Source organism: Nonomuraea sp. NPDC049784, assembly GCF_040659615.1.
In the GTDB taxonomy this organism is placed as follows: Bacteria; Actinomycetota; Actinomycetes; order Streptosporangiales; family Streptosporangiaceae; genus Nonomuraea.
The window spans coordinates 1-19,568 of sequence record NZ_JBFAMX010000161.1; the positions used below are offsets into that span (position 1 = coordinate 1).

General features: G+C 68.6%; 22 protein-coding genes and 1 pseudogene. 10 read left to right on the forward strand and 13 right to left on the reverse strand.

What is annotated here, in order from left to right; genetic code table 11:
• The first annotated feature begins 325 nt into the window (after positions 1-325).
• Both AB0J09_RS28710 and AB0J09_RS28715 read left to right on the forward strand, forming a co-directional pair.
• Complete coding sequence (locus AB0J09_RS28710; protein WP_360697647.1) at positions 326-544, forward strand: hypothetical protein; 219 nt, start codon at positions 326-328, stop codon at positions 542-544.
• Between the two features lie 128 nt (positions 545-672).
• Positions 673-1,335, forward strand: coding sequence for a DUF6461 domain-containing protein (locus tag AB0J09_RS28715; RefSeq protein ID WP_360697650.1), 663 nt, complete (start codon positions 673-675; stop codon positions 1,333-1,335).
• Between the two features lie 48 nt (positions 1,336-1,383).
• Here the strand turns inward: AB0J09_RS28715 and AB0J09_RS28720 are convergent, their stop codons facing one another.
• Positions 1,384-1,755, reverse strand: coding sequence for a VOC family protein (locus tag AB0J09_RS28720; protein ID WP_360697653.1), 372 nt, complete (start codon positions 1,753-1,755; stop codon positions 1,384-1,386).
• An 83-nt stretch (positions 1,756-1,838) separates the two neighbouring features.
• Between AB0J09_RS28720 and AB0J09_RS28725 the strand changes: the two genes are divergently transcribed.
• Positions 1,839-2,300 (forward strand): MarR family transcriptional regulator, encoded by a 462-nt coding sequence (locus AB0J09_RS28725; RefSeq protein WP_360697656.1) that lies wholly within the window; start codon positions 1,839-1,841, stop codon positions 2,298-2,300.
• A 49-nt stretch (positions 2,301-2,349) separates the two neighbouring features.
• On the opposite strand, the gene AB0J09_RS28730 is transcribed toward AB0J09_RS28725, so the two are convergent.
• From AB0J09_RS28730 to AB0J09_RS28755, 6 genes are all read right to left on the reverse strand, one after another.
• A complete protein-coding gene (locus tag AB0J09_RS28730; RefSeq protein ID WP_360697659.1) occupies positions 2,350-2,712 on the reverse strand; it encodes a PIN domain-containing protein in 363 nt (120 codons plus the stop codon).
• Entirely contained in the window at positions 2,709-2,903 is a 195-nt protein-coding gene (locus AB0J09_RS28735; RefSeq protein WP_360697662.1) for a hypothetical protein, read from the reverse strand. Before AB0J09_RS28735 ends, AB0J09_RS28730 begins: the two co-directional genes overlap by 4 nt.
• Positions 2,904-2,905: 2 nt before the next feature.
• Positions 2,906-3,364: an excisionase family DNA-binding protein gene (locus AB0J09_RS28740; RefSeq protein ID WP_360697665.1), complete on the reverse strand. Its 459-nt coding sequence runs from the start codon at positions 3,362-3,364 to the stop codon at positions 2,906-2,908.
• Between the two features lie 483 nt (positions 3,365-3,847).
• Positions 3,848-4,588, reverse strand: coding sequence for a succinate dehydrogenase/fumarate reductase iron-sulfur subunit (locus AB0J09_RS28745; RefSeq protein WP_360697668.1), 741 nt, complete (start codon positions 4,586-4,588; stop codon positions 3,848-3,850).
• A complete protein-coding gene (locus AB0J09_RS28750) occupies positions 4,585-6,510 on the reverse strand; it encodes a fumarate reductase/succinate dehydrogenase flavoprotein subunit (protein WP_360697671.1) in 1,926 nt (641 codons plus the stop codon). Before AB0J09_RS28750 ends, AB0J09_RS28745 begins: the two co-directional genes overlap by 4 nt.
• Positions 6,510-7,259, reverse strand: coding sequence for a succinate dehydrogenase cytochrome b subunit (locus tag AB0J09_RS28755; protein ID WP_360697674.1), 750 nt, complete (start codon positions 7,257-7,259; stop codon positions 6,510-6,512). The genes AB0J09_RS28750 and AB0J09_RS28755 overlap by 1 nt, the downstream gene beginning before the upstream one ends.
• 134 nt (positions 7,260-7,393) lie before the next feature.
• On the opposite strand from AB0J09_RS28755, the gene AB0J09_RS28760 reads away from it, so the two are divergent.
• The 7 genes from AB0J09_RS28760 (at position 7,394) to AB0J09_RS28790 (ending at position 14,706) form a co-directional block, all read left to right on the forward strand.
• Positions 7,394-8,323, forward strand: a complete 930-nt coding sequence (locus AB0J09_RS28760; protein ID WP_360697677.1) for a LysR substrate-binding domain-containing protein — start codon at positions 7,394-7,396, stop codon at positions 8,321-8,323.
• Between the two features lie 32 nt (positions 8,324-8,355).
• Entirely contained in the window at positions 8,356-9,489 is a 1,134-nt protein-coding gene (locus AB0J09_RS28765; protein ID WP_360697680.1) for a fused response regulator/phosphatase, read from the forward strand.
• Complete coding sequence (locus AB0J09_RS28770) at positions 9,486-10,631, forward strand: ATP-binding protein (protein ID WP_360697682.1); 1,146 nt, start codon at positions 9,486-9,488, stop codon at positions 10,629-10,631. The genes AB0J09_RS28765 and AB0J09_RS28770 overlap by 4 nt, the downstream gene beginning before the upstream one ends.
• Positions 10,624-11,073: a response regulator gene (locus AB0J09_RS28775; protein WP_360697685.1), complete on the forward strand. Its 450-nt coding sequence runs from the start codon at positions 10,624-10,626 to the stop codon at positions 11,071-11,073. The genes AB0J09_RS28770 and AB0J09_RS28775 overlap by 8 nt, the downstream gene beginning before the upstream one ends.
• 187 nt (positions 11,074-11,260) lie before the next feature.
• Positions 11,261-12,046: a hypothetical protein gene (locus AB0J09_RS28780; RefSeq protein ID WP_360697688.1), complete on the forward strand. Its 786-nt coding sequence runs from the start codon at positions 11,261-11,263 to the stop codon at positions 12,044-12,046.
• A gap of 12 nt (positions 12,047-12,058) precedes the next feature.
• The gene (locus tag AB0J09_RS28785) at positions 12,059-13,957 is read left to right on the forward strand and encodes a fumarate reductase/succinate dehydrogenase flavoprotein subunit (protein WP_360697691.1); all 1,899 of its coding nucleotides are present in this window, start codon (positions 12,059-12,061) and stop codon (positions 13,955-13,957) included.
• Positions 13,954-14,706, forward strand: coding sequence for a succinate dehydrogenase/fumarate reductase iron-sulfur subunit (locus AB0J09_RS28790; protein ID WP_185068527.1), 753 nt, complete (start codon positions 13,954-13,956; stop codon positions 14,704-14,706). The genes AB0J09_RS28785 and AB0J09_RS28790 overlap by 4 nt, the downstream gene beginning before the upstream one ends.
• Positions 14,707-14,751: 45 nt before the next feature.
• Here AB0J09_RS28790 and AB0J09_RS28795 read toward each other — a convergent pair whose 3' ends face one another.
• The 6 genes and pseudogenes from AB0J09_RS28795 to AB0J09_RS28820 form a co-directional block, all read right to left on the reverse strand.
• Positions 14,752-16,062, reverse strand: coding sequence for a hypothetical protein (locus AB0J09_RS28795; protein WP_360697694.1), 1,311 nt, complete (start codon positions 16,060-16,062; stop codon positions 14,752-14,754).
• Positions 16,063-16,141: 79 nt separating this feature from the next.
• On the reverse strand, positions 16,142-16,681 hold the full coding sequence (locus AB0J09_RS28800) for a hypothetical protein (protein WP_360697697.1): 540 nt from the start codon (positions 16,679-16,681) through the stop codon (positions 16,142-16,144).
• Between the two features lie 148 nt (positions 16,682-16,829).
• Entirely contained in the window at positions 16,830-17,234 is a 405-nt protein-coding gene (locus AB0J09_RS28805) for a (deoxy)nucleoside triphosphate pyrophosphohydrolase (protein WP_360697700.1), read from the reverse strand.
• Positions 17,231-18,325 (reverse strand): NlpC/P60 family protein, encoded by a 1,095-nt coding sequence (locus tag AB0J09_RS28810; RefSeq protein WP_360697703.1) that lies wholly within the window; start codon positions 18,323-18,325, stop codon positions 17,231-17,233. The genes AB0J09_RS28805 and AB0J09_RS28810 overlap by 4 nt, the downstream gene beginning before the upstream one ends.
• Positions 18,322-18,951: a hypothetical protein gene (locus tag AB0J09_RS28815; protein WP_360697706.1), complete on the reverse strand. Its 630-nt coding sequence runs from the start codon at positions 18,949-18,951 to the stop codon at positions 18,322-18,324. Before AB0J09_RS28815 ends, AB0J09_RS28810 begins: the two co-directional genes overlap by 4 nt.
• Before the next feature lie 2 nt (positions 18,952-18,953).
• A pseudogene (locus tag AB0J09_RS28820) lies at positions 18,954-19,568 on the reverse strand (hypothetical protein); the annotation flags it as partial.

The following is a 19,568-nucleotide window of genomic DNA, read 5'->3' on the forward strand; positions in this document are numbered from 1 at the left end:
GCCGCGCCTGCGGGCCGAGCGCGTCCAGGAACGTCGCACTCAGCCCGGCGGACACCGACAGGAACGCGCCGGCGACGTTCATGACGAGCAGCAGCCCGACCCCGGCGAGCAGCGCCACGTTGAGCGGCCGCCCGGCGGGGGCGGCAGTGGTGGGAACGGACATGGCTTCCCCTCTTCCTCGTTGGCTCGCTCCAGCATGCGAGGGCCGAGGGCCGGGCGTAATGAGCTTGCAGGTCCCATTCACGTCCGGTCTTGTCGTCCCGTGACGGCAGGACAGCGGTTGCAGTGAGTGCCAACCGTGAGCCAGGCGGGGACGGCGCCGACCATGCTCTCGGACGTTGAGACGGTCCTGGCCAGGGCCACCGGTCAGGAGTACGAGCCGGACCCTGAGGCCGTCTCGCGGGCGCTGCACTTCACCGACCAGATGGTGGAGGTGGGCAGGCAGCGCGGCGCCTTCGGGCCGCCGGTGGCGGTGCCGGACGACGCCCCGCCGTTCGACCGCCTGCTCGGCGTCATCGGCCGGGATCCGGCCTGGAAAGCGTGATGGGCTCCAGCGCCCGGAGGTGCCGTTCTCCACACGCTCGCCGGAGAACCGTCCGAAGGGCCGGCGACCGCTTCGGCCTAGCGGACGATCTTGACTGAATGTCGGTACGGCCTGCCAGCATGGCCCGCATGACGACAACCGATCCCTTGGCCCCGTTCCGGTGGCTCAACGGCCCCGAGGGCGAGGACAGCGGCCCACTGAGCATGATCTTCAGCGTGGCCTTCTTCCGCGGGCTCGATCCGGCGGAGGTGGTGCGCCGCTTCAGCCGCGGCGAGGACTCCGGCCAGGAGTCGGACTTCGACGGTCTCGACGCCAAGGCCTCTGAGTTCGTCAACGAGACGGCCGGCGGAAACGGCGGCGGCTACGTGGGCGTCTTCCAGGCCGGCGAGTGGTGCGTGGCCGTCGAGCCCTACGGCTGGATGGTCACGCTCCACGAGGTGGTGACCAAGCTGTCGCGGGGCTGCGAGGTGCTGGCGGTCACCCGGCACGATTACGCCGCCGAGCACAGCTTCGCATACGCGATCGACGGCACGATCGTCACCGGATACTGGCCGCGGTATCCGTACGAGCGTTACGGCTCCGACCCTGACCGGCTCAACGCTTTCATGCGGGAGCTGGGCATGGGGCTGGACGAGCCGGAGGACGATGCCGCGTGGGACGCCGCCTGGGAGGACAACTACGACACCGCCGTGCCGAGGGCCTTCGCCCTGGCGGCGAAGGTCACCGGGGTGCCGTTCACGCCGGACCTGCTCGACCGCCCGATGCTCGTGGGTCCCATCACGGAAAGATGATCACCTTGCGGCCGTCCGGCAGCACCAGCATGGCGAGGGCTGTCAGGGTCAGCCTCCGTGTGCGGTGAGGGTGTAGCCCTCGGGGCCGGAGAAGACGAACACGCGGCCGAAGGGGCCGTCCTGCGGCGGGCTGATGATGGGGACCCCGGCGGCGGCGAGCTGGTCGTGCAGCCCTTGCGCGTCCGCGGTGCGAAACCACAGGACCACCCCGAGACCGGGACGCGCGACGCTGTCGAGATCCACGCCCGGCAGTGGCTCGCGGACGGCGAACGGGATCGGCTCGGTGGTGAACACCACCGCACCGGGACGCGAGACCGGCGCCCGCCGCATTCCCAGGTGCGTCTCGAAGAACGAGGCCGCCGCCTCGACATCGCGTACCTGCAGAGCGATGAAGTCGGGGCCGTCAACGGTGACCGTCATGGGTCCTCCTCGAGTCGTTTGCATGTCAGGACTTTGACATGCATGACTGTACGCGCCACCGTTCTCTATGTCAAACTCTTGACATGGAAGACCCGAAGCCGATGGACCCGCCCCACCTCGCTCAGGACATCACCGAGCACGTGGGGTACCGACTCAAACGCGCCGCCGCGGCGCTGCGCAACGCCATGGACAAGGCCCTGCGCGAGCACGGCCTGACGGTGCCGCAGTACGCCTGCCTCGAGCTCCTTGACCAGCAGCCCGGCATGTCCAACGCCGAGCTCGCCCGCGGCGCGTTCGTCACCCGGCAGTCCATGAACGTGGTCCTCCGCGGCCTCCAGGACGCGGACCTGATCTCCCGGCCCGCCGCCGCCGACCACGGGCGCGCCCTTCCCGCCCGCCTCACCGCAGAGGGTCGCAGTCGTCTCGACGCGGCCCGCTCCGCCGTCTATCCCATCGAACGCGACATGGTCGACGCGATCCCACAGCGGCGCCTGGCCGCCATCCTCACCGACCTCGACCGCATGACGGCGGCCCTGGGCGGTTGATCCGCCGACGCACTGCGGTCGGTGAATCGGCGCAGGCCTGTCGAGGTGGCTATCCGCCCCGAAGGGCGGCAGCTGACTCGACGAGGCCGGCAACCTCCAATGCGTCGAGCACGTCGTCAACGGTTTCTGGCGGGCTCGTGCGCGAATCCGCGATCTGCTGCACACAGGCCCATACGACTCTTCCGTCCAGGTCGATCAGGTCCAGCACGAAGTCATCGGGGGATTTGGCCTCAATGTCCCAGGCAGCCAAGTCCTCCGGCGGAAAGTCCTTGAGATTCAACGTCACGATCACCTGCGCCCTGGCCTTGATCGCCGCAGCGAGCACATGCCGGTCGTCCGGGTCAGACAGCTTCAGCCCTTCTATCAGGGGTTCATATCCCTCGACCAGGCAATCCCTTACAGCCGAGTTCATGAGAAGACGGAGCTTGCCCAGCTTCTCTTCTGGAATTTCGGGCGGTTGGCAGCAAGGTTACGCTGCATCTCGTCGAGGATCCTGTTTGTCCATTCGGCTTGCAGACGTCCCGTCATCGCGACGCGGATGAGCAGGTCGCGAAGTGTGTTGCCGTACAGGACGTTCGCGTCATAGATGACTACGAAAGCCATCGTCAGATGCCCAGCTCTTGGCCGAGCCCGGAAAGTTGATCGGCAGCCGTACGTCGCTTGGCGTCATCGCGACGCTTGTACTCCTGAAGATCCTCGTACGTGACGCGTCGGTGCTTGCCGATCAACCGGAAAGGTATTTCTCCTGCTTCAAGGAGCTTGATCAGATAGGGGCGTGAGACGTTCAGCATGTCCGCCGCTTGCTGTGTCGTCAGTTCAGCGCGAGACGGGATTACCGTTACTCCCCGCCCTTCCGCTGCCTGAGCGAGGACGAAGGCGAGCAAGCTCACAGCTTCACGAGGCAGGATCAGCGGACCCTCGTCACCGTGCTCGCCTGCGACGCGAATGGTCGACTGCTCGGGATACCGCATGAGGTAATCCTTGATCCGCCGCACGGCGCGACCGGCTATCTCGGCATCGATGATCCCGGGTTGAACCCGCTTGGCCTGGACGTCTGCCACCACGACACCTCCTTATCGCAGTATCCGCAATAAACGAAGCAGACGCAAGGTGCGACATGGCGCGGTTGTCCACTCGTCAGGCAGCCGGCCAGTACCTCCTCGCAGCGGGATCAGCCGGACGAGCAGGTGCTCGGCTCACGCAGCTTACGAGCTCGTCGATGCGGTGTCGGGGGCGATCTTCAGCAGGCTACGCCGGCAACTCCGCAACGGTGGGCGATGGCGCCGCAGGCGCGAGGGGTGCGCCCGAAGGGCGCCTGAAAGAAGGACGCCCTCGCGGAGCGAGGACCGCTCGGGGCGGGCTCCAGCAGGCCGAGCAGGTAACCGGGCAACGGGCGGGCCTGGCCGGGCGCCGAAGGCGTGGGTTGCGCCGGTAGGCGCCTCAAAAAGGACAGCCTGAGCCCCGAGCGCGAAGCGCTTCTTTGCGAAGCCCTTTTTGCTCGGGGCGGGTGTCAGACGGCCCATCATCCAGATGGGCCGGGCCACCTACTACTTGGCGTTGGCTTTCAGGTAGTCGGAGTTCATGCGGGCGATCGTGTCCAGCGGGATGCCCTTCGGGCACACCGCCGTGCACTCCCCCGTGTTCGTGCAGCCGCCGAACCCCTCCGCGTCCATCTGGTCCACCATGGCCTTGGTGCGGGAAAGGCGTTCCGGCTGGCCCTGGGGCAGGAGGCTCAAGTGGGTGATCTTGGCGGCGGTGAAGAGGGAGGCCGAGCCGTTGGGGCAGGCCGCCACACACGCGCCGCAGCCGATGCACGTGGCCGCGTCGAAGGCCGCGTCCGCGTCCTCCTTGCGTACGGGGACGCTGTGGGCGTCCGGGGCCGAGCCGGCCGGGACCGAGACGAAGCCGCCCGCCTGGATGATCCTGTCGAAGGCGCTGCGGTCCACGACCAGGTCCTTGACGACCGGGAAGGGGGCCGCGCGCCATGGCTCGATGGTGATCTCGGCGCCGTCCTCGAAGTGGCGCATGTGGAGCTGGCACGTCGTCGTGGCCCGCTGCTCCCCATGTGCGACGCCGTTGATGACCATGCCGCACATGCCGCAGATGCCCTCGCGGCAGTCGTGGTCGAAGGCGATCGGGTCGTCGCCCTCCAGGATGAGGTGCTCGTTCAGGACGTCCAGCATCTCCAGGAAGGACATGTCCGGGGAGATGTACTCGACCTTGTATGTCACCATCCGGCCGGCGTCCTTCGGGCCGCTCTGGCGCCAGACCTTGAGGGTCAGGTTCACTTGTAGCTCCGCTGGGTCATCTTGACGTACTCGTACTCGAGTGCTTCCTTGTGCAGCACCGGCTCGCCGGAAGGTGAGAACTCCCAGGCGGACACGTGCGCGAAGTGCTCGTCGTCGCGCAGCGCCTCGCCGTCGGCGTCCTGGGACTCGGCGCGGAAGTGGCCGCCGCAGGACTCCGTGCGGACCAGGGCGTCCAGGCACATGAGCTCGGCCAGGTCGAAGAAGTCGGCGACGCGCCCGGCCCGCTCCAGCACCTGGTTGAGCTCCTCGGCGGTCCCGCTCACCTTCACGTTGCGCCAGAACTCCTCGCGCAGCTCGGGGATGCGCTCCAGCGCCTTGCGCAGCGACTCCTCCGTGCGCTCCATGCCGCAGTAGTCCCACATGAGCTTGCCCAGCTCACGGTGGAAGGAGTCAGGGGTACGGTCGCCGTTCACGGACAGCAGCCGGTCGATCTTCGAGCGGACCTTGATCTCGGCCTGCGCGACGGCCTCCTCGTCCACGTCGCCGAACGGCCCGGCGGCCAAGTAGTCGCCGATGGTGGTCGGAAGCACGAAATATCCGTCGGCCAGACCCTGCATCAGCGCCGACGCCCCGAGGCGGTTCGCGCCGTGGTCGGAGAAGTTGGCCTCACCGATGACGAAGAGCCCCGGGATCGTCGACTGCAGGTCGTAGTCCACCCACAGCCCGCCCATCGTGTAGTGGACGGCCGGGTAGATGCGCATCGGCACGTCGTACGGGTTCTCGCCCGTGATGCGCTCGTACATCTCGAACAGGTTGCCGTACTTCTTCTCCACGGCGTCGCGCCCGAGACGGTTGATGGCGTCGCGGAAGTCCAGGTACACGCCCAGACCGCCGGGGCCGACGCCGCGGCCCTCGTCGCAGACGTTCTTGGCGGCGCGGGAGGCGATGTCCCGGGGGACCAGGTTGCCGAAGGCCGGGTAGATCCGCTCCAGGTAGTAGTCGCGCTCGTCCTCCGGGATGTCCCCGGGGGCCCGCGTGTCGTTCTTGCGCAGCGGCACCCACACGCGGCCGTCGTTGCGCAGCGACTCCGACATCAGCGTCAGCTTCGACTGGTAGTCGCCGGAGACGGGGATGCAGGTCGGGTGGATCTGCGTGTAGCAGGGGTTGGCGAAGTACGCGCCGCGCTCGTGCGCCCGCCAGATCGCCGTCGTGTTGCAGCCCTTGGCGTTCGTGGACAGGAAGAACACGTTGCCGTAGCCGCCCGTGGCCAGCACCACGGCGTCGGCGACGTGGCGCTCGATCTCGCCGGTCACCATGTCACGCACGATGACGCCGCGCGCCCGCCCGTCGGAGACGATCACGTCGAGCATCTCGTGCCGCGTGTACATGGTCACGGTCCCGGCCGCGACCTGCCGCTCGAGCGCCTGGTACGCGCCCAGCAGCAGCTGCTGCCCCGTCTGGCCGCGGGCGTAGAACGTACGGGAGACCTGGGCGCCGCCGAACGAGCGGGTGTCCAGCAGGCCTCCGTACTCGCGGGCGAAGGGCACGCCCTGCGCCACGGCCTGGTCGATGATGTTCACCGACACCTGGGCGAGGCGGTAGACGTTCGACTCGCGGGCGCGGAAGTCGCCGCCCTTCACCGTGTCGTAGAACAGGCGGTAAATGCTGTCGCCGTCGCCGCGGTAGTTCTTCGCGGCGTTGATCCCGCCCTGCGCGGCGATGGAGTGGGCGCGGCGCGGCGAGTCCTGGTAGCAGAACGACTTGACGTTGTAGCCCAGCTCACCCAGCGTCGCCGCGGCCGAGCCGCCCGCCAGCCCGGTGCCGACCACGATCACGTTGAGCTTGCGCTTGTTAGCCGGGTTGACCAGCTTCGCGCTGAACTTCCGCTTCTCCCACCGCTCCTCGATGGGCCCGGAAGGAGCCTTGGTGTCCCGGATCTCCGGGCCTTCCGAAAACTTCATCACTTCACAACTCCGAACGTGATCGCGAGCGGCGGCAGGAGGAAGCCGACGACCAGCACAGCGGACACCAGCCCCGCGCTGAGGCGGAGAGCCTTGTTACGCGCGCGGTTGGCCCAGCCCAGGGTCTGGAAGGCGCTCCAGATGCCGTGCCGCAGGTGCAGGCCGACCATGACGACGGCCACCAGGTAGATCAGGGTCACCCACCACCGGGACGCGTCGAAGCCGGCGATCATCCGGTCGGCGGGGGCGGAGTCGTACCCCTTGGGGTTCACGACGCCGAAGGTCAGGTCGAGGAGGTGCCAGATGACGAAGAGCAGGATCGTGAGGCCGCCGAACCGCATGATGTGCGTGGCGTAGCCGTTCGCCTGCGACTTCTTGGCGACGTACTTGACCGGCCTGGCGTGGTGGGCACGCCGGGACAGCGAGATCGCGGCCCACATGTGCAGGACGACCGACGCGACGAGCCCGACCTCGAGCAGGGTGAGCACCGTCCGGTAGGGCGCGATCGGCTCCAGGAGCGTGCGCAGCGCATGGGCGTACTCGTTGAACGAGTCCCTGCCCAGGAAGATCTTGAGGTTGCCCAACATGTGGAGGACGAGGAACAGCACCATCACGGCCCCCGTGACGGCCATGACGACTTTCTTGCCGTTCGACGAGCGCAGGAACCCGGCGGGCCTCCTGCTCGTTGGAGCCTTCTTGGGAGCTGAAACAGGCGCGGTGGCTGCGCCGCGCTCTATCGTGGCAGTCACATCTTCAAAAGCTAGGTACCCAGCAATGATCCGTCCAAGTCATGATGGGTCTGGTTTCGATAGCCTGCGGCTATGATGCTTGGTTTGTACGTCCCCGTACGCCGAGGACACCACCGCGGTGCGAGGAAAATCACATGCAGTTGCAGCAGCTCGCGTACTTCGTCGCCGTCGCGGAGGCCAGGCACTTCACCCAGGCCGCCGAGCGCATGCGGGTCGCGCAGCCGTCGCTCAGCAAGCAGATCAAGGCCCTGGAGGCCGATCTCGGCGCCCCGCTGTTCTCCCGGGCGCGGGGCAACGTCACGCTGACCCCGGCCGGGGAGGCCCTCCTGCCGCTCGCCCGCCGGATCCTCGCCGACGCCGACACCGCCAGGCAGGAGGTGGCCCAGCTCGCCGGGCTCCGCAGGGGCCGCGTGCGGCTCGGGGCCACGCCCTCGCTCTGCGCCGGGCTGCTGGCCGACGCGCTGGCCCGCTTCCATCGCGCGTACCCGGGCATCGAGCTGCTGGTGGAGGAGGGCGGCTCGCGTGACCTCGTCCGGGCGCTGGCCCGGGGGCAGCTCGACATGTCGCTGATCATCATGCCGCTGCAGAGCGACGACCCCTCGCTGGTGACCGAGGAGATCCTGCGGGAGAACCTCGTGGTCGTCTCCCCCTCCCACGAGCCGCCGAAGGGCCCGTACATGGAGATCGAGGCCCTGCGCGGGCGCCAGATGGTGATGTTCAGGCGCGGCTACGACCTGCGGGAGGCCACGCTGGCGGCGTGCCGGCAGGCGGGGTTCGAGCCCAGGTTCGCGGTGCAGGGCGGGGAGATGGACGCCGTGCTGAGGTTCGTGGAGGCGGGGCTGGGCGTGGCCGTGGTGCCCTCGATGGTGCTCGACGGCCGCCCCGGGCTCGCGGGTACGCCGCTCGCGCCGCCCGGGCTCAGCCGTACGATCGCGCTGGCCCACCGGAAGGACGTCGAACCGACCAGGGCCGCACAGGCGTTCAGGGAGACCCTGCTGTCGTTCGTCGTGGAAGCCGGTCACGAGGGCACGCTTCCGCAAGGGGTGGAGCTCATCGCAGAATGAACATCGACAGCCCGACTCCCTGGTGAGGCGTTTTGACGGCAAATCTTTCAGAAACGCTGACGCTGCTCCTCATCGAGGACGATGACGGCGACGCCTTCCTCGTGGAGGAGCTGCTCAAGCAGGCCGACGCGCCGCCGAAGATCTTCTGGGCGCGCAGCCTGCAGGAGGCCAAGGTCAAGCTGACGCCCAAGATCCAGTGCGTGCTGGTCGATCTCTCGCTGCCCGACGCGCACGGCCTCGAGGCGCTGGAAGCGGTGCTGGCGCTGGCGCCGCACACCGCCGTGCTGGTGCTCACCGGGCTCAGGGACGCGCACGTGGGCGTCGCCGCCGTGCAAGCCGGCGCGCAGGACTACCTGGTCAAGGGGGACATCGACGCGCGGCTGCTGGCCAGGGCGATCAGGTACGCGATGGAGCGCAAGCGTGCCGACCTGGCACAGCTCAGGCTCGTGCAGGCGGAGCTGACCGCCGCCGAGAACTCCAGGCTGGAGAGCGCCCTGCTCCCCGACGCCCTGCTGCACACCCAGGCGATCGAGCACGTCACCCGCTACCTGCCCGGCAGCGGCGGGACGCTGGCCGGCGACTTCTTCGACACCGTGCAGACCCCTGACGGCTCGGTGCACGTCGTGGTCGGCGACGTCTGCGGGCACGGCCCCGACGAGGCCGCGCTCGGCGTGGCGCTGCGCATCGACTGGCGCACGCTGGTGCTCGCCGGCCAGACGGACGACACGCTGCTGCGCACGCTCGACGCCCTGCTGCGTGCCGAGCGCAAGGCTCCCGAGATCTTCACCACCCTGTGCATGGCCACGATCACCCCTGACCTGCGGCACGCCAGGATGCGCGTGGTCGGGCACCCGCCGCCCGTGCTCGTGCGTGACGGCGCCGTTCAGGTGGTGGACGGCGCGCCCTCCGGCCCGCCGCTCGGGATCTTCGCCGACGCCGAGTGGTCGGTGATCGACGTGGCTCTGGGCGAGGAGTGGTCGATGATGCTCTACACCGACGGCCTCATCGAGGCTACCGTGGGCGAACGCGACGAACTGCTCGGCGTCGAGGGCCTGCTCGACCTCGTACGCGAGCACGGCGCCATCGACCTCGACCGGCTCATCACCAGGGTGGGCACGCTGAGCGACGACCTCGCCGTGGTGCTGGTCCGGAGGAGGAGACAATGAGCATCCACCCGCTGCCTCCCCCCAAGGAGCCGACCGGGCTGGGCAGGTTGCCCGTGGCCCGCTGGTTCCTGGCCATAGGCCTGGTGGCCGGCGTCGTGCTGCTGGCCGGGATCGTGGTCGCGATGATGATGAGCTCGCGCGCCCGCGCGCTGGCGAAGGCGCCCGCCGTCGAGGCGCAGCTCGACCAGCTCAACGTGGCGCTGATCGTGCTCTTCGCGGTGATGCTCGCGTTCGTCGCGGCGCTGGCGTTCATCATCCGGTACGCCGTGCTGAAGCCCGTCGACCAGCTCACCCAGCAGGTGCGCAAGGTGGCCGCCGGCGACTTCGACCACACCCTGCACGTCGACAGGCCGGCCGAGCTGGCCGAGCTGTCCAGCCACGTCGACTCCATGCGCGGCCGCATCGTGTCGGCCTGGCGGGTGGCCGCCGATCAGGCGGAGGAACTGCGCAGGTCCAACGGGGAGCTGGAGCAGTTCGCGTACGTGGCCAGCCACGACCTCCAAGAGCCGCTGCGCAAGGTCGCCAGCTTCACGCAGATGCTGGAGCAGCGCTACGGCCACCAGCTCGACGACCGGGCCAAGCAGTACATCCACTACGCCGTCGACGGCGCCAAGCGCATGCAGCTGCTGATCAACGACCTGCTCGACTTCTCCAGAGTCGGCCGGGTCACCGGCGAGAAGACCGCGATCGACTCGGACGCGGCCCTCGACTCGGCGCTGGAGAACCTGTCGGCCACGATCGAGGACACCGAGGCCACCGTCACCAGGGACGAGCTGCCCAAGGTCAGGGCCAACCGGCTCCAGCTCGCCCAGCTGTTCCAGAACCTGATCGAGAACGCCATCAAGTTCCGCTCCGAGGAGCCCCCGCGCATCCACATCGGGGTGAGCAGGTCCGGCGACATGTGGGAGTTCAGCTGCTCGGACAACGGCATCGGGGTCGAGCCGAAGTACGCTGACCGCATCTTCCTGATATTCCAGCGGCTCCACCCCCGTGACGTGTATCCGGGCACTGGCATCGGGCTGGCGCTGTGCCGCAAGATCGTCGAATACCACGGCGGACAGCTCTGGCTCGACGGCGGTGCCGAGGGCCAGGGCGCGACTTTCCGCTGGACGTTGCCGGCGGCTGGAGACGACGATGAATGACGGGCGCCCGATCGAAGTGCTCCTGGTGGAGGACGACCAGGGCGACATCCTCCTCACCAAGGAGGCCTTCGACTTCAACAAGGTGCGAAACCGGCTCAACGTGGTCAACGACGGCGAACAGGCGATGGCGTACCTGCGCAACGAGGACGGCTACGCGGACGCGCCACGCCCCGACCTCATTCTGCTCGACCTCAACCTGCCCAGGATGAGCGGCATGGAGGTGCTGGCGGAGGTCAAGGCGGACGCCACGTTGCGGACGATCCCGGTGGTGATCCTGACGACCTCCGAGGCGGAGGAGGACATCTTGCACAGCTACCGGCTGCACGCCAATGCGTATGTGTCCAAACCGGTGGATTTTGAGCAATTTATCCGGGTTGTCCGGCAAATCGATGATTTTTTCGTGACAGTGGTTAAGTTGCCCACCCCGGGGCAGCGCTCCTGACGGGCTACGTGACAGGAATCACAGCAAGTCATCGAAATTGTGAGTGACCCCGCTCACAATTTCCCATGCTGTCGTCGTAACGTATCCCCCACCAACGCGCGCCTGAGCGGTTACCGCCCGCGCGCCCAGCTAAACGAAACCACGGACCCCATGCGCGACGGGTCCGCGGGAGGTGGAGAGGTCCGCGATGACCCAGACGACGCCCGAAGCCCCTGTCAGAAGGCAGCGAGCGCAAGTCAAGGTGCGCACTCTGCGCACGGACAGATGGTGGCTGGTCCCGCTACTGACATTCCTCGGGCTCAGCTCGTTCCTTGTCTATGGCGTGTGGGCGATCATCGATAACAGCTATTTCGTCGATCCCTACATAGCACCGTTCGCCTCGCCGTGCCTGGCGACGTCGTGTCCCGAGGGGGCGCGGTTGTTCGGCTTGGCGCCGTTCGGCGACTGGTACGCACTGCCGCCGGGACTGCTGATCCTCGGCTTGCCGGGCGGGTTCCGGCTCACCTGCTACTACTACCGCAAGTCCTACTATCGCTCGTTCTGGCTGTCACCGCCGGCGTGCGCCGTGCAGGAGCCGCACGGCAAGTACACCGGTGAGCGGCGCTTCCCGCTGATCCTCCAGAACATCCACAGGTACTTCTTCTACGCGGCCATCGTGATCGGCCTGATCCTGGCCTACGACGCCGTCCTGGCGCTCGTCCACAAGCCGATCGGCCTGGGCACCTGGATCCTGGTCGTCAACGCCGTCCTGATCAACGCCTACACGCTGTCGTGCCACTCCTGCAGGCACATCACGGCGGGCAGGCTCAACCACTTCTCCCGTCACCCGCTGCGCTACCGGGCCTGGACGTTCGTCTCCAAGCTCAACGCCAAGCACCAACCCCTCGCGTGGGCCTCGATGTTCTCCGTCATGGGCGCCGACCTGTATGTCCGCCTGGTGGCCAAGGGCATCATCGCCTTCCCGTACGCGTAAGGACCAGCTTCAGTGGAAAACTCTCTTAACACAGAGCGTCACGAATACGACGTCGTCGTCATCGGCGCGGGCGGCGCCGGCCTGCGGGCCGCGATCGAGGCCCGCCAGCAGGGCAAGCGGACGGCGATCGTGTGCAAGTCGCTGTTCGGCAAGGCCCACACGGTCATGGCCGAGGGCGGCGCGGCCGCCGCGATGGGCAACGTCAACCCCGACGACAACTGGATGGTGCACTTCCGCGACACCATGCGGGGCGGCAAGTTCCTCAACAACTGGCGGATGGCCGAGCTGCACGCCAAGGAGGCGCCCGACCGCGTCTGGGAGCTGGAGGCCTGGGGCGCGCTGTTCGACCGCACCAAGGACGGCAAGATCAGTCAGCGGAACTTCGGCGGGCACGAGTACCCGCGGCTCGCACACGTGGGCGACCGTACCGGCCTGGAGCTGATCCGCACGCTGCAGCAGCGCGTTGTCGCGCTCCAGCAGGAGGACTACGAGAAGCACGGCGACTACGAGGCCTACATCAAGGTCTTCGCCGAGTGCACGGTCACGCGGCTGCTCAAGGACGGCGACCGGATCTCCGGCGCGTTCGGCTACTGGCGCGAGTCCGGAAATTTCGTGCTCTTTGACGCCCCGGCCGTGGTCCTGGCCACCGGCGGCATCGGCAAGTCGTACGTCGTCACATCCAACTCGTGGGAGTACACCGGCGACGGCCACGCCCTGGCCCTGCTCGCCGGCGCGAACCTGATCAACATGGAGTTCATCCAGTTCCACCCCACCGGGATGGTCTGGCCGCCGTCCGTGCGCGGCATCCTCGTCACCGAGTCCGTACGCGGTGACGGCGGCGTGCTGCGCAACTCCGAGGGCAAGCGCTTCATGTTCGACTACATCCCGGACGTGTTCAAGGACAAGTACGCCACCACGGAGGAAGAGGGCGACCGCTGGTACACCGACCAGGCCAACAACCGGCGCCCGCCGGAGCTGCTGCCGCGTGACGAGGTGGCCCGCGCGATCAACGCCGAGGTGAAGGCCGGTCGCGGCTCACCGCAGGGCGGCGTCTTCCTCGACGTCTCGACGCGACTGCCCGCCGAGGAGATCAAGAAGCGCCTGCCGTCGATGCACCACCAGTTCAAGGAGCTGGCCGACGTCGACATCACCGCCGAGCCCATGCAGGTGGGCCCGACCTGCCACTACATCATGGGTGGCGTCGAGGTGGACGCCGACACCGGCGCCGCGGCCGTCCCGGGGCTGTTCGCGGCAGGCGAGGTGTCCGGCGGCATGCACGGCTCCAACCGGCTGGGCGGCAACTCGCTGTCCGACCTGCTGGTGTTCGGGCGCCGGGCGGGCGCGGGCGCGGCGGCGTACGTCGACTCGCTCGAGGCCAGGCCGAAGATCTCGTCCGAGCTCGTGGAGGAGGCCCGCGAGGAGGCGACGGCGCCGCTGGGGCGCGACGGCGAGAACCCGTACGAGGTCCACCACGAGCTCCAGCGGACGATGAACGACCTGGTCGGCATCATCCGCAAGGCCGAGGAGGTCTCCGAGGCGCTCCAGGTCGTGGAGAAGCTCAGGGAGCGCGTGCGGGTGGTCGGAGCGGCCGGCTCCCGCATCTACAACCCCGGCTGGCACCTCGCGATCGACCTGCGCAACATGGTGCTGGTCTCGGAGTGCGTGGCCCGCGCCGCGCTGCTGCGCGAGGAGAGCCGCGGCGGGCACACCCGCGACGACTTCCCCGGGATGAACCCGGAATGGCGCCGCAAGCTGCTCGTCTGCTCCACTGAGGACGGCTCCACGGTCAAGGTCGAGGAGAAGCTCCAGCAGTCCATGCGGGACGACCTGATCACCCTGTTCGACAGGGACGAGCTGAAGAAGTACCTCACCGAGGAAGAGATGGCCGAGTTCGACGGGATTTCGAAATGAGCTACAAGGCGAAGTTCAAGGTCTGGCGCGGTGAGGGCGGTGAGGGCAAGCTCGAGGACTTCACCGTGGAGGTGAACGAGGGCGAGGTCGTCCTCGACATCATCCACCGGCTGCAGGCCACCCAGGCGCCCGATCTGGCGGTGCGCTGGAACTGCAAGGCGGGCAAGTGCGGCTCGTGCAGCATGGAGATCAACGGCAAGCCGCGGCTGGGCTGTATGACCCGGATGTCCACCTTCGAGGAGGACGAGACCATCACGGTCACGCCGATGCGGACGTTCCCGGTCATCAAGGACCTCGTCACGGACGTCTCGTTCAACTACCAGAAGGCCAGGGAAGTCCCGTCCTTCACGCCGCCGGCCGGCGTCCGGCCCGGCGAATACCGGATGCAGCAGGTCGATGTCGAGCGGTCCCAGGAGTTCCGCAAGTGCATCGAGTGCTTCATGTGCAACAACGTCTGCCACGTGATCCGCGACCACGAGGAGAACAAGGCCAACTTCTCCGGCCCCCGGTTCCTCATGAGGATCGCCGAGCTGGACATGCACCCGTACGACGTGGCGGACCGGCAGGAGGCGGCGCAGGACCAGCACGGGCTCGGCTACTGCAACATCACCAAGTGCTGCACCGAGGTCTGCCCCGAGCACATCAAGATCACGGACAACGCGCTGATCCCGATGAAGGAGCGCGTCGTGGACCGGAAGTACGACCCGCTGGTGTGGCTCGGCAACAAGATCTTCAAGCGCGCCAAGTAGGCGCGCACGAATGAGGGGGGCTGGATTTTCCAGCCCCCCTTTCGTTTACTTCTTGCGGCCCCAGCGCCTGCGCTTGGGGTCGGGCATCTCCTTGGTGGGCTCCGGACGCCCCTCCTGGACCTGGTCCTCTGGGGTCTGGTCCTGCTGCGCCTGTGGCAGCGGCTGGATGGCGGTCACGTCCGCGTCGGGCGCCAGATAGGGCGGCGGCTCGTACTCCTGCTGCCGGGACGCGGGCGGCTCGAACAGGGACTGACCCTGCCACGGCTCCGAGTCGCCGGACTCCGCCGCCGAGGCCGGCCCGAACGGGCGCTCCTGACCGGCGTCCTCGTAGAGACCGGCGCCGCCCGCCGGGATGTCCGCCGACGGCGCCGGCGGGACCACGGGCTCGAACGGGTCGCGGAACTCCTTGGGCTTGGGCGGCTCGTGGTTGTAGGAGTCGAACTCGTCCGGGTGCAGCACCACGGGCTCGGCCGCGGCCTCCTGCGCGTAGGTCTGCGGCGGGTACGAGGGCTCCTCGTAGACGGGGACATGCCCGGCCGGGTACGTCTGCACGGGCACGAAGCTGATGATCGGCGCGTACGCCGTGCCACCCGGGTAGCCGGGCGCGGGGAAGCCCGCCGTGGCGTAGTAACCGGGTCCGGCGGGGTAGCCGGCGCCCGGAGCGCCCGGAGGCATGTCCGGGCGTCCCGCCTGCGGCCCCGCCTTGCGTACGGCCGCCGCGTGGGCCATCCTGCGCAACCGCCCCTCGAAGATCAGGACGGCGAAGAGCGCCAGCAGGACCAGCACCAGCGCCGGGATGCTGAGCTTCTGCGCCAGCGACTTCTGGTCGAACTCCGGCGCCGCGTTACGCAGCTCCAGCGGAACCGCCTCGGAGGAGGCGGGCTGCGTGTCGCTCGGCGTCGGGGTGGAGGTGGCCGTCGTCTCGACCGGTGCGATCGACGGCATGTCGACGGACGCCTCGGGGGTGGTCGGCGCGGCGCTCGTCCCAGGCACCTCGACGCTCTGCGTGGGCAGGGGCTGGAGGTTCTGCGTGGGAGTGCTCTGCGCGGTGGTCGCCGGAGCCTGCGTGGTCTTCTTCGGCGTGGGAGTCTTGCTCGCCTTCGTCGGAGTCGAGGTGACGGTCTTGGTGATCGTCGTCTCCGGCTGCTCGGGCTCCGGCGAGCCCGCCGTCTCCGTGACCGTCACGGTGGTCTCCGGCGTGGTGTCGCACACCTCGCTGGCGTCACAGGGGTCCACGGGGTCGTATGCCGACACAGAGGCGCTCGCGCTCTGCATGATGAACGGGGTCACGCCGGCGCCGGCCAGGCCCAGCGCAAGGACGATAGCGGACACGGCCGTCGCTCGCGTGCGTGCCACCGGTGCCCTCCGCGCAATCCCGGAACCTTGGTCAAGGGAATACTAGTCGGGTCAAAGTAACAGTAAAGCCGGGATTAACCTACGTTTTGCGTTTTCGTCGTCTTTGTACCGTGCCAATCAGCCACAGAGCGCCCAGCAGCGTTCCGATGCCCGCCCCGACGAGCGGCAGCCCCCCTGCGCCGTCCAACGGACTCACCCACCTGACGGGCTTGGCCCGCTTCCGCGCCACGGCCGGCTCCCACGGCCACGGCACCACCCCCTGCGCCGCCTCCGCACTGAGCGAGGGCAACCCGGGGATCATGGGGAGGGCTTGCATGGATCGCCGCTGCGCGCCGATGCCACGCCTCTGCACACCCGCCTTGGCACGGGTCCTGACGATTTCGCGCCGGTTCGCCCCGGGCCTCGGGCTCCGGGCAGGGCCAGGCGCTTCCGGCCGGGCTCCGGGCACCGGCCCGTCGCCCGAAGCGGGGCGCATCCCGGCCGCCGCCACGAGCACCATCTCCGTCGCCCTCGCAGGGACGGTGTGCGCCACGTCGGCCATCCCGTTCACCCGCACCCCGAACCGCTGGACGTCCCCCGTCCTGATCCACTTCCCCGGCCCGTGCACATGCTCGAGCATCGGTGACACCCGGTTCGCCGCCACGGGTACGGATGACACCCCCAGGATCAGTGCCCCCGCAATGACCCAGCCACGCCGCATCACTCCCAACTCCCCCGTTGCGACACATGTCACCCGTAGTAGTCATTGTGTCACCCAGAGGGACAACTTAATCCCGCGAAAGCAGGAGATTTTCCACAGTCTTCATGACAGGCAGATCCGCGCCCAACCACTCGACGGCGTAGTACTCGCCCGGCCCCAGCCATCGCAGCGCCAGGTGCTCCCGGGCCTCGGGTACGCCGGAGGCCAGAGAGCACAGCCAGACGCGCAGCACGTACCCGTCGGAAAGGGGCCAGTCCCCGCCCACCTGCTCGCCCACCGCGATCTCCACGCCGAGTTCCTCGCGGCACTCCCGGATCAGCGCCGCGGTCTCGCTCTCGCCGGGATCCACCTTCCCACCGGGGAACTCCCAGCCGCCGGCGAGCGCGGCGGGCTCCGCGCGCTGGGCGGCGAGCACCTGGGCGCCCGGGCCGACGATCACCGCGGCCACCACGACCGTGTCGAATGCGTTCACAAGGAAGAATTCTGCAGCTTTTTGAGCTGCTCGAGCACGTCGGGGTTCAGCAGGGGACGGGTGAAGCCCACGCGGTTGTCACGCGCCTGGTAGCTCGTGACCTTGATCGGCCCGCACAGCCGGCACCTGGCCTCCAGCATCTTGCCCTTCGACACGACCAGCCCCACATGGCCGGGGCGGTCGGGGGCCGTTCCCGGACCGGCATTGAAGAACACCAGGTCGCCCGGCTGCTCCTGGCCGTCTAAAACCTTCATCCCGAACGGCCACTGCAGGAACGTCGTACGCGGGATCGTCAGCCCCGCCTCCCGGTACGCGGCATAGATCACGCCCGAGCAGTCGAAGGCATCGGGCCCTGTCCCGCCCCATAGGTACGGCTTGCCGCGCTGCGCGAGCGCGAACTCGAGGATCTTGGCCACGATGTCGTTGGGCGCGGCCTCCACCAGCGGCTCGTCGCACTCGTCCGAGGCCTGCGGCGGCACCTTGACGTCGCCCGACTTGGCGTACTTCTTGGCGATCTCCACGACCTGGTCGACGTACCACCAGGCCCGGTTGTAGACGAACAGCGCCTGCCGCACGTTCTCGGGCGCCCCGTTGTGCTTGAGCATCCTGGCCGCGCCCAGGATGGCGTCGGCCGGGTTGTAGATGTCGCCCACGCCGTCACCGTCGCCGTCGGAGGCGTACCCGGTGAACTTCGACGACATCGGGACCCTTGCCTTGCCGCCCCACGTGGAGACCAGGAACTGCATCGGCCCGGCCGCGCCCGCGTAGTTCGTGCCGCTCTTGACGCCGGGCAGGTTGGAGCGGCCGTGGTCGGTCTCGCGCTTGCCCACCGCGGCCAGGATGTTCCACTGGACGCCGATCTTCTTGCCGTACTCCTTGTACAGCTCCAGGTATTTGGGAGGGATGTCGGACGAGCCCGAGTCGGACACCTCCTCCACCTGCTTACTGTCGTTGCAGTCGGAGGAGGTGCCGCCGTCGCTGAGGAACGACGGCATCGAGATCAGCAGCATCGGCGACACGATGACCGCGACGAGGAGCAGCAGCCCGGCGCCGCCGATCAGCAGGGCGAGCCGGGCCCGTGAGAGCTTCACCCCGAGGTGTCCCCCTCCTGGCCCTCCGTGGCCGGCTGGATGTCGAAGATCCGCCAGTCGTCCCCTAGCTGGCTCACCGTGACCGCGTACTCCTCCTGAGTGGCATGGTCGCCGCTCTTGGCGGCGACCTGCCTGGTCGCGGTGATCACGAAGATGATGGAGGACTTCTCGATCTGCCTGATCTCCTTCAGCCTGGCCGTGGCCGTGGAGACGATCTGGTCGTTGCGGTTCTGCTCGATGGTGCCCGCCGAAGTGACGGTCCTGGTCAGCTCGTTGCCGAACTCAGGCGTCGTGAACGCCTTCACGCGGGCCGCGTACGCCGCCGGGTCCTCGTCGTACCTGAAGGTGCCGTACGCGGCGGTGAACCGTTCGGCCACGTCCGCTGCCGCGGCGAGCTGCTCCTTCTTCATCGGCAGGTACGAGTAGACGTCGAACGGCGCGCCGCTCGCGGTCGCCAGCGGCGTGTTCGACACGGGAGGCGCGCTGGCGACCCGGGCCGACTCCTGCTGGGGCTCGGCCTGGTCGTCCCCCGAGTCGGGCCACATCGTCAGGTAGATGCCGACCGCGGCGATGACCACGACGATGGCGGCGAAGGCCACCCCTCGCCTGTCACCTCGCTCCGCCATGTTCAGTCCTTGTCCTTGCTCGGTTTGAGCCAGAACGGCACGGTGGGGCTGTCACCCCCGGAGCCGTTGCCGTTGCGGCTGCTGCGCAGCCAGAGCGGCGGGGCCTCGGAGGTGCGGGACGACGGCTCGTCGGAGCCGAAGATCCGCGGGCCCGGCGAGCCGCCGGACGCCCTCGAACCGCCACTCGGCCGGGGCCCGCCGCCGGACCTCGAGCCGCCGCCGGACAGCCCGCCGCCCGAGCCTCCCGACCCGGAGCCGCCGAACAGCCCGCCGCCGGACCCGCGCGAGCGCGTGCCGCCTGACCGGGATCCGCCCGTGCCGCTGAACCGGGAGCCGCGTGACCCGCCGGACGAGCCGCCCCGGGACGCCCAGCCGCCGCCGGACCCTCCGCCGAACCAGCTGCCCGCCGAACCACCGGACCCGCCCGAGCCGCCGGACGTGGCCGCGCCGGACGTGCCGGCCATCCGCGGGCCACCCGCCGCGGCACCGCGCGTGCGCGTGGCCGTGCCGCCCAGGTTGAGCGGCGGCGCCGTGCCCCTGCGCGGCTCCAGCGGCGCCCTGGCGGCCCCCTTGCCGCCCTGCTGGTCGGTGTCCAGCGGCGCGGCCGTGGCCGGGAC

Bases quoted from the DNA above. Each gene is read 5' to 3' on its own strand.
- AB0J09_RS28710 (WP_360697647.1), top strand. From the start codon at position 326: ATGCTCTCGGACGTTGAGACGGTCCTGGCCAGGGCCACCGGTCAGGAG.
- AB0J09_RS28715 (WP_360697650.1), top strand. From the start codon at position 673: ATGACGACAACCGATCCCTTGGCCCCGTTCCGGTGGCTCAACGGCCCC.
- AB0J09_RS28720 (WP_360697653.1), bottom strand. From the start codon at position 1,755: ATGACGGTCACCGTTGACGGCCCCGACTTCATCGCTCTGCAGGTACGC.
- AB0J09_RS28725 (WP_360697656.1), top strand. From the start codon at position 1,839: ATGGAAGACCCGAAGCCGATGGACCCGCCCCACCTCGCTCAGGACATC.
- AB0J09_RS28730 (WP_360697659.1), bottom strand. From the start codon at position 2,712: ATGAACTCGGCTGTAAGGGATTGCCTGGTCGAGGGATATGAACCCCTG.
- AB0J09_RS28735 (WP_360697662.1), bottom strand. From the start codon at position 2,903: ATGGCTTTCGTAGTCATCTATGACGCGAACGTCCTGTACGGCAACACA.
- AB0J09_RS28750 (WP_360697671.1), bottom strand. From the start codon at position 6,510: ATGAAGTTTTCGGAAGGCCCGGAGATCCGGGACACCAAGGCTCCTTCC.
- AB0J09_RS28760 (WP_360697677.1), top strand. From the start codon at position 7,394: ATGCAGTTGCAGCAGCTCGCGTACTTCGTCGCCGTCGCGGAGGCCAGG.
- AB0J09_RS28770 (WP_360697682.1), top strand. From the start codon at position 9,486: ATGAGCATCCACCCGCTGCCTCCCCCCAAGGAGCCGACCGGGCTGGGC.
- AB0J09_RS28775 (WP_360697685.1), top strand. From the start codon at position 10,624: ATGAATGACGGGCGCCCGATCGAAGTGCTCCTGGTGGAGGACGACCAG.
- AB0J09_RS28780 (WP_360697688.1), top strand. From the start codon at position 11,261: ATGACCCAGACGACGCCCGAAGCCCCTGTCAGAAGGCAGCGAGCGCAA.
- AB0J09_RS28790 (WP_185068527.1), top strand. From the start codon at position 13,954: ATGAGCTACAAGGCGAAGTTCAAGGTCTGGCGCGGTGAGGGCGGTGAG.
- AB0J09_RS28800 (WP_360697697.1), bottom strand. From the start codon at position 16,681: ATGCTCGAGCATGTGCACGGGCCGGGGAAGTGGATCAGGACGGGGGAC.
- AB0J09_RS28815 (WP_360697706.1), bottom strand. From the start codon at position 18,951: ATGGCGGAGCGAGGTGACAGGCGAGGGGTGGCCTTCGCCGCCATCGTC.